The sequence below is a fragment of the Serratia ureilytica genome, assembly GCF_017309605.1.
Lineage (GTDB): Bacteria > Pseudomonadota > Gammaproteobacteria > Enterobacterales > Enterobacteriaceae > Serratia > Serratia ureilytica.
The window spans coordinates 94,661-109,901 of record NZ_CP071320.1 but is presented as its reverse complement, the minus strand read 5'-3'; the positions used below and the strand labels follow the sequence as shown (position 1 = coordinate 109,901).

Sequence of the window (15,241 nt, the reverse complement as noted above, 5' to 3'; positions counted from 1 at the left end):
GCGGCTTGTCAGTCGTTGTTCCCGGTCAGTGGAGGCGCATTATAGGGAGTTCTCGGCGGGCCGCAACCCCTATTTTCAATATTTTTTCTGACCGTTGAATGTTTAACCAAAACACCGTTAAAGCGGCAGTTTTTTCAACGATTTAAAGCCATAGCCCTGCAAAACGGGCAATAAAGCGTCAGTATCTTCATTTAACGCCATGCAATACGCCAGATTCTCTTCCTGGCTCGAGACCAGGTTTTCCTGCGTAGAGATGAGCCAGGCGGTGCGACGGGCAATCGCCGCGCCGGAATCCACCAATCGGGTGCCTTCCGGCAACACTTGCATCAGCTCTTCAGCTAATAGAGGGAAATGGGTGCAGCCCAGCACGACGGTATCCGGCGGCTCGCGCATGCTCAGCCACGGATGCAGGATCTTCTTCAGCACCGGTAGCGGCACGGCTTCGCCATGCAGCTTGGCTTCCGCTAGCTCCACCAGTTCTGAAGAGCCCAGCAGTTCAATCTTGCAGTCGGTGGCGAAACGGGAAATCAGTTCGTGGGTGTAGCTGCGCTGTACGGTGCCGCGGGTCGCCAACAGGCCGACAATGCCGTTAACGGTAAGACGGGCCGCCGGTTTGATGGCGGGCACCACGCCCACGACAGGGAAACTGAAACGCTCGCGCAGGGCCGGCAAGGAGACCGTGCTGGCGGTGTTGCAGGCGATGACGACAATCGCCAGAGGATGACGTTGCTGCACCGCGCCGACAATCTCCAGCACGCGCTCAACGATAAACTCTTCGGACTTCTCGCCGTAGGGGAACGCCACGTTGTCGAACGCGTATATATAGTGGAGATCCGGCAGCAACTGCCGAATCTCCTGATACACCGACAGCCCGCCGACGCCGGAATCGAAAACCAGCACCGTCGGGCGAGGTGTGGCGGTGCTGTTAGAAGGTATAGCTTCCAGTGAGGTAGTATTCTCTTCCTGGAGTAGCGTAGCCATAGGCCGTCTCATAATCTTTATCAAACAGGTTGGCAATTCTACCACGAACTGTCAGATGAGATGTGACCGGATACGAAACTGCGAGATCCCACAGGCTCACGCCGCCAAGTTTAACGCTTTGTTCCGGATAGGTACTGTAATCCTTGTCATAACGTTGACCCAGATATTGATAAGTCACCGCCCAGTCAAAGTCATACAGCTGCCAGTCCAGCTCATATTTCACCTGCTGCTTGGCGCGCCGCAGCAGCACTTCATTGGTCTTGGCGTTGCGAGGATCGACATAGTCATAACCAATCTGATGCGTCAACGGGCCGGTATCAAACGAGGCCGTAGCTTCAATCCCTTTGATGGTCGCCTTACCCACGTTGTAATAGACGTAGTTGGTTTCCCCCGTGGAATCGATCAAATTGTCGATGTCGTTGCGATAACCGGAGATGCGCCAGGTCACCGGGCCGGTCAGCCCTTCAAAGCCACCTTCCCACTGCTTGCTTTCTTCCGGTTTCAGATCGGTGTTGTTACCGAAGTTGCCGTATAGCTGGCTCATATTCGGTGCTTTGAACGCCGTGCCATACGATGCGATAAAACGGTATCCCTCGACGAATTCCCAGGCCGCGCTGGTTTGCCAGGTGCCATGCCAGCCAAACTCGGAATGATCGTCACCTCGAACCGCACCTTCCAACGTTACCGGGCCAACCAGTTGCTGCGCAGTCAGATAGATGCCTGCATCACGTTGGCTTTTTTCACCCTTCACGGTGGTGGAATCCGGTTTGATTTTCTGTTGCTGCCAGTCGACGCCAGAGCTTACGGTACCCTGTCCAACCTGCAGCGTATTGCCCCACTGCAGGTTGTACTGTTCGGAATCCACCAGGCTGGCCGAGCTGTCATGCATGCCGAGGCGAGGATCGTAATCGTAATCCTTGCTATGGCTGTAGCTGCCAATCACTTGTGTTGCGTAAATGCCTTCTTTATAGCGCAATCCGGTATCCCAGGTTTGGCTATACAGTTTGCGCGTATCCAGCAGAGGGCTGGTCGGTGAGGAATAATAACTATCATACGCCGTGCGGTTGTCGTAACCATACCCGCGCACAAAACCGCTGACCGATTCGCTGAACTGGTGCTCAAGCGCACCATACAGCGACTTACTCATAAAGCCATCGCGATCCTGTTGGCTTTGCATGCCGGTGCTGCCGTAGGCCACCACGTCATACCCTTTGGTGTAGGTGTAGTCACCCGCCACCGTCGCCACGGTGCTGTCGCCCAACTGCTGTTGGGTCGACGCGTCATAGGATTGATAGCCGTTGGAGCCGACGCCGGCAGCCAGCGTGGTGCCGTTCTTTTCACGCGTGGTAATAATGTTGACTACGCCGCCGATGGCGTCGGAACCGTATACCGCCGAGCGCGGGCCGCGGATGTATTCGACTTTCTGCACCAACGAAATCGGGATTTGACTAAGGTCAGAAGAGCCGCTGACGCCCGCCTGATTAAGGCGAATGCCGTCAATTAGCACCAGCACGTGGCTGGAGTTGGTGCCGCGAATAAACAGCGAGCTCTTTTGCCCCAACCCGCCGTTTTGGCCAACGTCCACGCCCGGCAAACGGCGCATCACGTCGGTCAGGCTCTTGGCCTGCCAGCGATCGATATCGTTGCGGGTGACGATGGTGGTCGGCGCCAGCACGGAAGAAACCGGCTGCGGGAAACGGTTGGCGGTAACCACCAGGTTATCGCCATTCGTGGCTGTGGTGTTGTCTTGCGCCCATCCAGAAAAAGCCGTGACGGAAGAGACCACCGCCAGCAGCGTATTTTTTGTAATTGTCATGAGAAAAGCATCCAAACTTAATTGGCGGATGCCGCAGGATCATGGCCGGTAGTTCGCGACGGCCACGGACATTGCGACGTAACACCGGCAGGTCTTCGGGCTTGGGATTTGCGGGCCGCAGGGCGCGACCGGCAACGGGCGATGACTTCCCATCCTGCAGTGGACAGTGTCTGCGTCGAAACGCTATCGCCGTGACTTCCCCTTACCGCTGCGCGTCAGCTCCGGATTCACACCGGATTCCCTTTTCACTCGCTGCTTGAGGCCGGACGGCAATGCTACGATCAATGCAAATAGATGTCTAGACTGCCATTAATGTTACAAATAATAAACGCGACAAAACTGGACTTCACGGGCTGATTCCCTACAATCCCCGCTGATCAAATTTGCCTGACGAGAAGAAACACATGACGCCCGAGAATTTGCCTATTGAACGTTACGATGACCAACTGGCGGAGAAAGTCGCCCGCCTGAAGACGTTGATGTCACCGTTCGCGGCGCCCGAGCCGGAAGTGTTCCGCTCGCCAGTCGACCACTACCGCATGCGCGCCGAATTCCGCATCTGGCACGACGCAGACGACATGTATCACATCATGTTCGATCAGCAGACCAAGCAGCGTATTCGCGTCGATCAGTTCCCGGCGGCCAGCGAGCTGATCAACCGCCTGATGACCGCCCTGATCGCCGCGCTGAAACCGGAGCCGATCCTGCGCCACAAGCTGTTCCAGATAGATTATCTGTCGACGCGAAGCGGCAAAATCATCGCTTCGCTGCTGTATCACCGCAAGCTGGATGACGTTTGGCAACAGCGCGCCGAGCAGTTGCGCGACGAGCTGCGCGCGCAGGGTTTCGACCTGCAGCTGATCGGCCGAGCGTCGAAGACCAAGATCATGCTCGACCAGGATTATGTTGACGAAGTGCTGCCGGTCGCCGGCCGCGACATGATTTATCGCCAGGTGGAAAACAGTTTCACTCAGCCCAACGCGGCCATGAACGTGCAGATGCTGGAGTGGGCGTTGGCGGTCACCGCCGGTTCCAAAGGCGATTTGCTGGAGCTGTACTGCGGCAACGGCAACTTCTCGCTGGCGCTGGCGCGCAATTTCGAGCGCGTGCTGGCGACCGAGATCGCCAAACCGTCGGTGGCGGCGGCGCAGTACAACATCGCCGCCAACCATATCGACAACGTGCAGATCATCCGCATGGCGGCGGAAGACTTCACTCAGGCGATGAATGGAGTACGCGAATTCAACCGGTTGAAAGGCATCGATCTGAGCGGCTACAACTGCGAGACGATTTTCGTCGATCCGCCGCGCAGCGGGCTGGACGATGAAACGGTGAAGATGGTGCAGGCTTACCCGCGCATTCTGTATATTTCATGCAATCCGGAAACGCTGTGCGCCAACCTGGAAACGCTGCAGGCCACCCACCGGGTCAGCCGTCTGGCGCTGTTCGATCAGTTCCCGTATACCCATCACATGGAGTGCGGCGTGTTGCTGGAAAAGCACCGCTGATATGACAGGGGCGCCATGATGGCGCCCCGTTTCATTACGATTCTTGAGTCGGCGCATCCGGCGCCTTGCGCGCCTTCAGTTTCATGCCGATCCACAGCACCAGCGCCACGCAGATCACCGACGGCAGGAAGTTGGAGCCGATCTGCGGATACTCGGCGCGCACGATGGCGCTGTACAACAGCAGCCCCAGCAGGAAACAGGCCGCCGCCAGCTTCGGCATGCCATCCGGCATGGCGCGGTTCAGGTAACGCTGATGCAGGCAGTACACCGCCAGCACCAACGCGATCAGCGGGAAGATCGAAAACGGCACCACCGAGCTGAACAGCGCGGCAAAGGAACCGTTGATCGAAAGGCCGGCAATCAACGCCAGCAGTAAGGTGCCATTTTCACGGCCTGGTTTTTCCATCATTTTTTACCTTTTTTATACGTGGGACACAGAAGCTTTTTCTTGTTCGCGACGATACCAGTAATACGCCCCTTTGGAGATCATCCGCAGTTGCAGCACCAGCCGTTCTTCCAGCTGCTGCCGCTGCTCGACGTCGATATCCAGCGCTTCCGCGCCGGCGCTGAACACGATGGTGACCATCGCTTCCGCCTGCGCTTCGGTAAAGCTGCGCGGCATGTGATTTTCCAACTCGAGGTAGTCCGCCAGTTCGGCGATGAAATGCTGGATCTCGCGCGCCACCGCCGCACGGAATGCCGCCGACGTGCCGGAGCGCTCGCGCAGCAGCAGGCGGAAGGCGTTCGGGTTGTTGCCGATAAACTCCATAAAGGTGGACACCGAGGTGCGGATCACGCTGCCGCCCTTGGCGATGCGTTGGCGCGCCTGGCGCATCAACTGACGCAGCATCAGGCCGCTTTCATCCACCATGGTCAGCCCCAACTCGTCCACATCGCGGAAATGGCGATAAAACGACGTGGGCGCGATGCCCGCCTCGCGTGAAACTTCCCGCAGGCTCAGACTGGCGAAGCTGCGTTCGGCGCTCAGCTGGCTGAAAGCGGCTTCGATCAGGGAACGACGAGTCCGTTCTTTTTGTTGTGCTCTGACGCCCATATGCATATCCGGATAGGTTCCATTTTCTCAGTCTAACGCCCTAGACTCGGCAATATAGCAAATTTTATTGCAACAGCATTTATACTAACGCGCTCTATCACACTTCCGCCCTGAGCCGATTGTGCTTTGACTCAAAAAGCCTAATGGTGATTGGGTGAGCAGCGCTATGATGTTAAGATACCGTTGTAATCTTGTATAAAAAAACAGGTCTCTCCTACATGCAACAGCACTATCAATTTGATGCCATTGTGATTGGCTCGGGCCCTGGTGGTGAAGGTGCCGCCATGGGGCTGGTGAAACAAGGCGCCCGCGTGGCCGTTATCGAACGGTACAATAACGTAGGCGGCGGATGTACCCATTGGGGCACCATCCCCTCCAAAGCCCTCCGCCACGCCGTCAGCCGCATTATCGAATTCAACCAGAACCCGCTTTACAACAACTCGCGCACGCTCAGCGCGACCTTCCCTGACATTTTACGCCACGCCGATAACGTCATCAGCCAGCAGACCCGAATGCGCCAAGGGTTCTATGAGCGGAACCAGTGCAAACTGTTCGCCGGCGACGCGCGCTTCATCGACGCCAACACCGTCAGCGTCAGCTACATGGACGGCACCCAGGACACCATCCGCGCCGATCACATCGTGATCGCCTGCGGCTCGCGTCCTTACCATCCGGCCAGCGTCGACTTCAACCATCCGCGCATCTACGACAGCGATTCCATTCTCGAGCTGAGCCATGAGCCGCGCCACGTGATCATTTACGGCGCCGGGGTGATCGGCTGCGAGTATGCGTCCATCTTCCGCGGCCTGAACGTCAAGGTCGATCTGATCAACACCCGCGATCGTCTGCTGGCGTTCCTCGATCAGGAGATGTCGGATTCGCTCTCTTACCACTTCTGGAACAACGGCGTGGTGATCCGCCACAACGAAGAATTCGAGAAGATCGAAGGCACCGAAGACGGCGTGATCGTGCACCTGAAGTCCGGCAAGAAGGTGAAAGCGGACTGCCTGCTGTACGCCAACGGCCGTACCGGCAACACCGATTCGTTAGGGTTGGAGAACGTCGGCCTGGAGTCGGACAGCCGCGGGCTGCTGAAAGTGAACAGCATGTATCAAACCGCGCTGTCGCACATTTATGCGGTCGGTGACGTGATCGGCTATCCGAGCCTGGCTTCCGCCGCCTACGATCAAGGCCGCATCGCCGCGCAGGCGATCGCCTCCGGCGAAGCCAGCGGTCACTTAATCGAAGATATCCCGACCGGCATCTACACCATTCCGGAAATCAGCTCCGTCGGCAAAACCGAGCAGGAACTGACCGCGATGAAGGTGCCGTATGAAGTGGGCCGCGCCCAGTTCAAGCATCTGGCGCGCGCGCAGATAGCCGGGATGAACGTCGGCAGCCTGAAGATCCTGTTCCATCGCGACACCCTGCAGATCCTCGGGATCCACTGCTTCGGCGAGCGTGCGGCGGAGATCATCCACATCGGCCAGGCGATCATGGAACAGAAAGGTGAAGGCAATACTATCGAGTATTTCGTTAATACGACCTTCAACTATCCGACCATGGCCGAAGCCTACCGGGTGGCGGCGCTAAACGGCTTAAACCGCCTGTTTTAACGCGCTGTCGATGTAGCCCTGCATGTGTTCGCGGATCGCCTCGGCCAGTTGCTCATAACGGCTGCGCAAAGGGGAGCCGGGGCGGTACACCAGCGCGATGGTGCGCTTCGGCTCCGGCTTGTAGCAATCCAGATAGCAGACGCCGTCGCGTTCGCGCTGCGGCGGTACCGCCAGTGACGGCAGCAGGGTAATGCCGCTGCCGGCCGCGACCATATTGCGCAGCGTTTCCAGACTGGTGGCGCGGAAGTGGGTATCTTCGTCCGCGCCCGCCTGGAAGCAGAAGCCCATCGCCTGATCGCGCAGGCAGTGGCCATCCTCCAGCATCAGCAGTTTCTCACCCGCCAAATCCGGCATCGGCACGCGCTCGCGCTGCGCCCACGGGTGATCGGAGTACACCGCCAGCTTCATCGGTTCATCGAACAGAGGCACTTCGATAAATGCCTCGGTTTCCTTCACCAATGCCAGAATGGCGCAGTCCAGTTTGCCGCTGTCGAGTTGCGCCAGCAGCTGATGGGTTTGCGCTTCGTGCAGGTACATTTCCAGTTTCGGGAACGTTTTGTGCAGCGTCGGGATGATCTGCGGCAGCAGATAAGGCCCCACGGTCGGGATCAGGCCGATGTGCAACGGTCCGGACATGGCTTCGCCCTGCTGGCTGGCCATCTCCTTCAATACTTTCACTTCTCGCAGCACGGTGCGCGCCTGCTCCACCAGCAACAGACCCGCCTGGGTGAACAGCACCTTGCGGCTGGTGCGTTCGAGCAGCATGACGCCCAACTCGTCTTCCAGCTTGCGGATCTGCCCGCTCAGCGTGGGTTGGCTTACATGGCATGAATCGGCCGCGCGGCGGAAGTGCCGGTGCTCGGCCAAGGCGACCAGATACTCTAAATCACGAATATTCATTGTTTCCCTCCATTCCATGATAGCTCATGGCGATAGATAAGATAGCAATGAGCGATTAGATCTATCAAGCCCCAGCGACAATAATGTGTCCCAACGAAGCGATATCGCGCTAAATGCTAAAAATTACTTTTCCTAATTAAGGGGTTAATCAATGTTTACCAGTCAAGAAGGCAAGAAAGTTCCTCAGGTTACTTTCCACACCCGTCAGGGCGACCAATGGATTGATGTGACCACTGATGACCTGTTCAAAAACAAAACCGTCATTGTTTTCTCGCTGCCGGGCGCGTTCACGCCAACCTGTTCTTCGAGCCACCTGCCGCGCTACAACGAACTGTCCAGCGTATTCAAGCAGCACGGCGTCGACAGCATTCTTTGCGTCTCCGTGAACGATACCTTCGTCATGAACGCCTGGAAAGCTGACCAACATGCGGAAAACATCACCTTCGTGCCGGACGGCAACGGTGAATTCACCAAAGGCATGAACATGCTGGTCGAGAAAGCGGATCTGGGCTTTGGCCCTCGTTCATGGCGCTACTCGATGCTGGTACGCAACGGCGTGGTCGAGAAAATGTTTGTTGAGCCGAACAAGCCGGGCGACCCGTTTGAAGTGTCCGACGCCGACACCATGCTGAAATACCTGGCGCCGGAATTCAAAGTGCAGGAATCGGTCTCCCTGTTCACCAAACCGGGCTGCCCATTCTGCGCCAAAGCCAAGCAGATGCTGCAAGAGCGCGGCATTCAGTATGAAGAGATCGTGCTGGGCAAAGACGCTACCACCGTCAGCCTGCGCGCCGTCAGCGGCCGCGCCACGGTGCCGCAGGTCTTCATCGGCGGCCGTCACATTGGCGGCAGCGACGATCTGGAAACATTCCTGTCAGCTTAATAAGTAATAACAAAGCCAACGTGAACTTTGGCGGGCTACGGCCCGCCCTTTTTTTACCTTTCAGGAGCGGATATGAAACTGTTGAACGTTGATGTCGCGGTCATCGGCGGCGGCACCGCAGGGCTCGGCGCCTATCGCGCGGCCAAACTGTCTACCCCCAGCGTGGTGATGATTGAAGGCGGGCCTTACGGCACCACCTGTGCGCGCGTTGGCTGCATGCCATCCAAATTACTGATCGCCGCCGCCGAAGCGGTGCATCAAATCGAACGTGCGCCGGGCTTTGGCGTGCACCCAACCGGCAAAACGCGTATCGACGGACGCGAGGTGATGGCGCGCGTCAAACGCGAACGCGATCGTTTCGTCGGCTTCGTGCTGGAAGGCGTGGACGAGATCCCGGCCGCCGACAAAATTCAGGGCTATGCCCGCTTTATCGACGACAACACGCTGCAGGTCGATGACCATACGCGCATCGTGGCGCAGCGCATCGTGATCGCCACCGGCTCTCGCCCCAGTTGGCCGGCGCCGTGGAATGAACTGGGCGATCGCCTGATCGTCAACGACGATCTGTTCAACTGGGATGACTTGCCGCAGTCCGTGGCGGTATTCGGCCCTGGCGTGATCGGGCTGGAGTTGGGGCAAGCGCTGCACCGCCTCGGCGTCGACACCAAGGTCTTCGGCATCGGCGGCGCCGTCGGGCCGCTGACCGACAGCGCCGTGCGCGATTACGCTGCGAAGGCGCTGGGGGAAGAATTCTACCTCGACGCCGACGTGAAAGTGGAGATGATGCAGCGCGAAGGCGACCGCGTATTTATCCGCTATCAGGATCTGCAGGGCCAGTCGCAGGAGATCCTGGTGGACTACGTGCTGGCCGCCACCGGCCGCCGCCCCAACGTCGATCGGCTGGGTCTTGAAAACACCGGCCTGCAGCTCGACGCTCGAGGCGTGCCGCTGGCCGACCGCCTGACGATGCAAACCAGCGTGCCGCATATCTTTATCGCCGGCGACGCCAGCAACCAACTGCCGCTGTTGCATGAGGCCAGCGATCAGGCACGCATCGCCGGCGCCAATGCCGGCAGCTTCCCGGAGATCAATCCGGGTCTGCGCCGCAGCGCGATTTCGGTGGTGTTCTCCGATCCGCAGATCGCCATGGTCGGCTCGACCTTCCGCGAGCTGAGCGAGAAGTTCAGCGCCTGCGGATGTTTTGAAGTGGGCAAGGTCTCGTTTGAGAATCAGGGCCGCTCGCGGGTGATGCTGCGCAACAAGGGCGTTCTGCACGTTTACGGCGAGCAAGGCACCGGCCGTTTCCTCGGCGCGGAAATGATCGGCCCGGACGCCGAACACATTGCGCACCTGTTAGCCTGGGCGCACCAACAGCAGATGACCGTCGATCAGATGCTGGACATGCCGTTCTATCATCCGGTGATCGAAGAAGGCTTGCGCACTGCGCTGCGCGACCTGCAGGCGAAGCTCAAACTCGGCACGGCCGAAATCGAACGCTGTCAGCGCTGTCCGGGCGAATAACGCCTTCTTATCCGTTCACACCTACCGGGCCTTCAGGCCCGGTTTTTTTGCGCAGCGCTTTCCAGATTTTCCTCCCTCCTCTTGCCTCACGGCCCTCCTGCGCTCATTTTTTATGCTTCGATATTGAAGTGATATCAATAACGATACTAAAACAAAGGCAACTGAACGAGATCAGGGATGACATCGCTGATTTGCAACAGCGGCAGAACAGCATCGCCGGCTGGCGATCGGCGCGATGGAAGAAGGCGTGAGCCTGAACCGTTATCTCTGCGCACGCCTGGCGGGGTAAAGGTTCAAGGGCGGCGCCAGGCCGCCCTCGTCGTCAAGCCAAACGCTGTTTCGCTGCGGCGATTGCCGCGGCCACCTGCTGCGGCGCGACGCCGCCTTTGGCCGCACGTTTGTCCAGGCAGGATTGCAACGCCAGGATCGGATAGACGTCGTCGCCGATCGTCGCGCTGAACTGCTGCAAATCCGCCAGCGGCAGCGCTTCCAGCGGTTTGCCCTGGCGAATGGCTTCTACCACCGCCTCACCGACGATATGGTGCGCTTCGCGGAACGGCACGCCTTTGGCGACCAGGTAGTCCGCCAGCTCGGTGGCATTCGCATAACCCTGCTCCGCCGCTTCCCGGCAGCGCGGGCGCTTAACCTGAATGCCGTCCAGCACCAGCGCCGCCATCTGCAGGCAGTCCATCCAGGTGTCGAGCGCGTCGAACAGCCCTTCTTTGTCTTCCTGCATGTCTTTGTTGTACGCCAACGGCAGGCCTTTCAGCGTCATCATCATGCCGGTCAGCGCGCCCTGTACGCGGCCGCACTTGCCGCGGATCAGCTCCAGCGCGTCCGGGTTTTTCTTCTGCGGCATCAGCGAAGAGCCGGAGGTCACGCGGTCAGACAGCTCGACAAACGCCGCCTCACCGCTGTTGAAGAAGATCAGATCTTCGGCGAAGCGCGACAGGTGCACCATGCTGATGGCGGCGTTGGACAGCAGCTCCAGCACGTGATCGCGATCGGATACGCTGTCCAGGCTGTTGCGGGTCGCCGAGGCAAAACCCAGCCAGCCGGCCAGCTGCTCGCGATCGATAGGATACGCGGTGCCGGCCAGCGCGCCGCTGCCCAGCGGGCTGACGTCCAGCCGTTTCAGGGTATCCTGCAGGCGGCTTTCATCGCGCGCCAGCATCTCGACATAGGCCAGGCACCAGTGCGCGAAAGTCACCGGCTGCGCGCGTTGCAGGTGGGTATACCCCGGCATCACCGCATCCTGGTTGGCTTCGGCGGTCTCCACCAGCGCCTGCTGCAGCTGGACGATCGCCTGATGCAGATCGCCGATCTGCTGTTTGCACCACAGCTTCAGATCGGTCGCGACCTGATCGTTGCGGCTGCGGCCGGTGTGCAGCTTCTTGCCCAAATCGCCGACCTTCTCGATCAGCTTCTGCTCCACCCAGCTGTGGATGTCTTCGGCATCGCTTTGGACGATCGCCAAAGGATCGGCCTGGACTTCCGTCAGCAAGGCATTCAGCGCCTGCTCCAGCTGCTGTTGCTCCGTTGCCGTCAACACGTTAACGGTCACCAGCGCCTTCGACCAAGCCACCGAGCCCACGATATCTTGCTCCGCCAGGCGATAATCGAACCGCAGCGAATCGTTGAGTTGCTTGAACCGCTGATCCGCCGCCTGAGTGAACCGTCCGCCCCAAAGTGCCATACCTTTACTCCTGAATTTTTATGCGAAAGGGCGCAGCATGCTGCGCCCTTGCAGAGTCACGCCAATCGGTTATTTATTCTTTTTCTCGTTCAACGCGCGGATGCGTGAAGACAGAGAGAACAGGCGGATAAAGCCGCCCGCGTGGCTGTGATCGTAAACTTCGTCTTCGCCGAAGGTGGCGAACTCTTCGGAGTACAGGCTGTTGGCGGATTTTTTCTGGGTCGCCGTCACCTGGCCTTTGTACAGCTGCAGCACCACTTCACCGTTCACCTCTTCAGCCAATGCTTCGGCAGAGGCCTGCAGCGAGCGGCGCAGCGGCGCGAACCAACGGCCGTCGTACACCACATAGGACATCTCCAGGCCCAGCTGCTCGCGCCATTTGAAGCTGTCGCGATCCAGCACCAGCTGCTCGATGGCGCGCAGCGCCGCCACCATGATGGTGCCCCCCGGGGTCTCATAGCAGCCGCGGGATTTGATGCCCACCAGACGGTTTTCCACGATGTCGATACGGCCGACGCCGTGCTTGGCGCCCAGCGCGTTCAGGGTTTCCAGGCACTGGTACGGCGATAGCGCTTTACCGTTAACCGCCACGACGCGGCCTTTCTCGACGGTAACGGTCACCTGCTCAGGCTGGTCCGGCGCTTCCTGCGGATCGACGGTCCATACCCAGCAATCCTTGTTTGGCGCGTTCCACGGGCTTTCCAACACGCCGCCTTCGGTGGAGATGTGCCAGGCGTTCTCATCGCGGCTGTAGATTTTCTCCAGCGATGCGGTGGTCGGGATATTGCGCTCTTTCAGGTAATCCAGCAGCGCTTCACGGGAACGCAGGTTCCACTCGCGCCACGGCGCTACCACTTTCAGCTGCGGCGCCAGCGCGGTATAGGTGGTTTCGAAACGCACCTGATCGTTGCCTTTGCCGGTCGCGCCGTGGCACAGCGCGTCTGCGCCCACTTTCAACGCCAGCTCGACCTGCGCCTTGGCGATGATCGGCCGCGCCATCGAGGTGCCCAGCAGGTAGCTGCCCTCGTACAGGGCGCCGGTCTGCAGCACCGGATAAACGTAATCGCGGATAAATTCTTCACGCAGATCGACCACGTGACATTCAGAGGCACCGGACTGCAGGGCTTTTTGCTCCACGCCTTCCAGATCGCTGCGCTCCTGGCCGATGTCCGCCACGAACGCCACCACTTCACAGCCGCCGTAGTTCTCTTTCAGCCATGGAATGATGGCCGAGGTATCCAGGCCGCCGGAGTACGCCAGAACGATTTTTTTGATGCCTTGGTTTTGCATGATCTATTCCTTTCTAATTCTAAAATTAAGCGAGGATCCGGGTGCCAATCGACACGCCGTTAAACAAAGCAGGAAGCTGATCGGCATGGCGCCAGCTGGCGATATCCACCGGGCGGCCGAGGGTGCGGGCAGCGTCGAGCGCCGCATTCACCTTCACCACCATACCATCGGTGATGATGCCTTGCGCGATCAGTTGTTCCGCTTTTTGCGCCGTCATTTCCGCAATGCGTTGGCCCTTGCCGTCGAGGATGCCGCTGACGTCCGACAGCAGGATAAGGTCCGCCCCCAGCGTCGCCGCCAGCGCCGTCGCCGCCTGATCGGCGTTCACATTCATTAACTGCCCTTCGGCGGTGATGCCGATGGAGCTGACAACCGGCAGGTAGCCGGCGCCCAGCAGGGTATTGAGCAGCGCGGGCGAACCGGGCTGCGCGTTGCCGACGTGGCCCAATGCCGGATCGAGCGGGGTCACGACCGCGCTGCCGCCGTCCGCCAGGCTCAGGCCGACGGCGTTGATTTGATGTTTAATCGCCCACGCCAGCAGCGTTTTGTTGGCGGTGCCGGCCAGCGCCCCGGTGATGATGTCGATCTGATCGGCCGGCGTGACCCGCAGGCCGTTCTTTTTCACCACCGGCAAAGCGAGCTGCTTCATCAGTTCGTCCACCACGCAGCCGCCGCCGTGCACGATCACCAGCGGGCGCTGGTGCTGCTGCCGATAGCTGTCCAACGCGGTAAACAGACGCTCCAGCGCTTCTTCACTGTCTAATAACACGCCACCTAACTTGATAATTAACGGGTTCATTGCTGTTTACTCACGCTGGTTTAAAGGAGTGATTGGGTTTCCGGGAAGCCGAAACGGATATTCAGGCATTGCACCGCCTGCGCCGCCGCGCCTTTCAGCAGATTGTCTTCCACCGCCACGGCGATCAGATGCTCGCCCTGCACCGCAAAACCGATGTCGCAGAACGGCAGCCCCACCACCGATTTCAGCGCCGGCACGCCCTGGTCGTACAGCCGCACCAGCGGCTTGTCGTCATAGGCGGCATGATAGGCGGCCGCGACGTCCTGCGCGGTCACGCCGGCTTTCAGACGGCAGGTGATGGTTTCAAGGATGCCGCGCGGGAAATTGCCCAGGTGCGGCGTAAAGATGACCGGCACGCCCAGGTGCGCGGCGATCTCCGGCTGGTGCCGGTGAGTGAAAATACCGTACGGCTGCAGGCTCACTTCGCAGAAGCTGGTGGTCATGCTGGCCTTGCGCCCGGCGCCGCTAACGCCGCTGGTGGCGTTGATCACCGGCCACTGATCCAGATTCAGCAGCTGTTTTTCGATCAACGGTTTCAGCGCCAGCTGCGCCGCCGTCGGGTAACAGCCCGGCACCGCGATCAGCTGCGCCTGTTTGATCTTGTCGCTCTGCCACTCCGCCAGGCCGTACACCGCCTGCTCCAGCAGAGCGCCATGCTGATGCTCGAAACCGTAGTACTGGCTATAAAAACCGGCGTCCTGCACGCGGAAGGCGCCGGACAGATCGAACACCACGCAGCCCGCCGCCAGGAAAGCCGGTGCGATATCGTGGCTGACTTCATGGGCGGTGGCGAGGAACACTACATCGATGCCCTGCGCCGCCTTGGCGACGTCAGTCAACGGCTGCAGCGGCAGATCGACGATGCCTTTCAACTGGGGATGGAGATCGGAAAGCAACTTTCCTGCATCTGCACTTTGCGCTGAAACCGCTAAAGCGGTTATGTTCATGTGTGGGTGGCGATTCAGGTAAGCCGTGAGCTCCGCTCCGGCGTAACCGCTGGCACCAACGATCAGCGTATTCAACATGTGGCCTTTCACCTTCTAAACTGACGTGCGGTCGCTTGCGACCCAGGTAACAGGGCTAGCCAGCGTTGTTGCGCCGTTCACCCACGGAGCCAGGCGTTGATGCTTTTATAAACATCCGGGCATCGGGTTCCCTTACGCTTCGGCTTACTGTA

Annotated in this window: 14 protein-coding genes and 1 riboswitch; of the genes, 5 read left to right on the top strand and 9 right to left on the bottom strand. The window is 59.3% G+C overall.

Features of this window, described 5'->3' with window-relative positions:
• Positions 1-117 precede the first annotated feature (117 nt).
• Both murI and btuB read right to left on the bottom strand, forming a co-directional pair.
• Complete coding sequence (murI, locus tag J0X03_RS00525; protein WP_025921004.1) at positions 118-981, bottom strand: glutamate racemase; 864 nt, start codon at positions 979-981, stop codon at positions 118-120.
• Positions 926-2,797, bottom strand: coding sequence for a TonB-dependent vitamin B12 receptor BtuB (btuB, locus tag J0X03_RS00520; RefSeq protein ID WP_089197547.1), 1,872 nt, complete (start codon positions 2,795-2,797; stop codon positions 926-928). The genes murI and btuB overlap by 56 nt, the downstream gene beginning before the upstream one ends.
• Before the next feature lie 69 nt (positions 2,798-2,866).
• A riboswitch (cobalamin riboswitch) is annotated at positions 2,867-3,079 on the bottom strand.
• A 122-nt stretch (positions 3,080-3,201) separates the two neighbouring features.
• Between btuB and trmA the strand changes: the two genes are divergently transcribed.
• Positions 3,202-4,305 carry a tRNA (uridine(54)-C5)-methyltransferase TrmA gene (gene trmA / locus J0X03_RS00515; protein WP_033645222.1) on the top strand — a complete coding sequence of 368 codons (1,104 nt, stop codon included), beginning with the start codon at positions 3,202-3,204 and terminating at the stop codon, positions 4,303-4,305.
• A 34-nt stretch (positions 4,306-4,339) separates the two neighbouring features.
• On the opposite strand, the gene J0X03_RS00510 is transcribed toward trmA, so the two are convergent.
• Positions 4,340-4,711 (bottom strand): YijD family membrane protein, encoded by a 372-nt coding sequence (locus tag J0X03_RS00510; RefSeq protein WP_025304650.1) that lies wholly within the window; start codon positions 4,709-4,711, stop codon positions 4,340-4,342.
• A gap of 15 nt (positions 4,712-4,726) precedes the next feature.
• Positions 4,727-5,359 (bottom strand): HTH-type transcriptional repressor FabR, encoded by a 633-nt coding sequence (fabR, locus tag J0X03_RS00505; protein ID WP_004931044.1) that lies wholly within the window; start codon positions 5,357-5,359, stop codon positions 4,727-4,729.
• Positions 5,360-5,577: 218 nt separating this feature from the next.
• Here fabR and sthA point away from each other — a divergent pair, with 218 nt between their 5' ends.
• Complete coding sequence (gene sthA, locus J0X03_RS00500; RefSeq protein ID WP_004931047.1) at positions 5,578-6,975, top strand: Si-specific NAD(P)(+) transhydrogenase; 1,398 nt, start codon at positions 5,578-5,580, stop codon at positions 6,973-6,975.
• Here the strand turns inward: sthA and oxyR are convergent.
• Positions 6,958-7,875 (bottom strand): DNA-binding transcriptional regulator OxyR, encoded by a 918-nt coding sequence (gene oxyR, locus J0X03_RS00495; RefSeq protein WP_033652202.1) that lies wholly within the window; start codon positions 7,873-7,875, stop codon positions 6,958-6,960. The two genes, sthA and oxyR, sit on opposite strands and share 18 nt — an antisense overlap.
• Before the next feature lie 151 nt (positions 7,876-8,026).
• Between oxyR and J0X03_RS00490 the strand changes: the two genes are divergently transcribed.
• From J0X03_RS00490 to J0X03_RS24320, 3 genes are all read left to right on the top strand, one after another.
• On the top strand, positions 8,027-8,758 hold the full coding sequence (locus tag J0X03_RS00490) for a glutathione peroxidase (RefSeq protein WP_015379403.1): 732 nt from the start codon (positions 8,027-8,029) through the stop codon (positions 8,756-8,758).
• Positions 8,759-8,830: 72 nt separating this feature from the next.
• Positions 8,831-10,279, top strand: coding sequence for a dihydrolipoyl dehydrogenase (locus tag J0X03_RS00485; RefSeq protein WP_033645220.1), 1,449 nt, complete (start codon positions 8,831-8,833; stop codon positions 10,277-10,279).
• 220 nt (positions 10,280-10,499) lie between these two features.
• A complete protein-coding gene (locus tag J0X03_RS24320; RefSeq protein WP_227711501.1) occupies positions 10,500-10,568 on the top strand; it encodes a hypothetical protein in 69 nt (22 codons plus the stop codon).
• A gap of 33 nt (positions 10,569-10,601) precedes the next feature.
• Here J0X03_RS24320 and argH read toward each other — a convergent pair whose 3' ends face one another.
• The 4 genes from argH to argC all read right to left on the bottom strand — a co-directional run bounded on the left by argH (position 10,602) and on the right by argC (position 15,089).
• Entirely contained in the window at positions 10,602-11,975 is a 1,374-nt protein-coding gene (argH, locus tag J0X03_RS00475; protein WP_004931059.1) for an argininosuccinate lyase, read from the bottom strand.
• Positions 11,976-12,044: 69 nt separating this feature from the next.
• Positions 12,045-13,265 (bottom strand): argininosuccinate synthase, encoded by a 1,221-nt coding sequence (locus tag J0X03_RS00470; RefSeq protein WP_004931061.1) that lies wholly within the window; start codon positions 13,263-13,265, stop codon positions 12,045-12,047.
• Positions 13,266-13,290: 25 nt separating this feature from the next.
• Positions 13,291-14,064, bottom strand: a complete 774-nt coding sequence (gene argB / locus J0X03_RS00465; protein ID WP_033645219.1) for an acetylglutamate kinase — start codon at positions 14,062-14,064, stop codon at positions 13,291-13,293.
• A 20-nt stretch (positions 14,065-14,084) separates the two neighbouring features.
• Positions 14,085-15,089, bottom strand: a complete 1,005-nt coding sequence (gene argC / locus J0X03_RS00460) for an N-acetyl-gamma-glutamyl-phosphate reductase (RefSeq protein WP_047025846.1) — start codon at positions 15,087-15,089, stop codon at positions 14,085-14,087.
• Positions 15,090-15,241 lie beyond the last annotated feature (152 nt).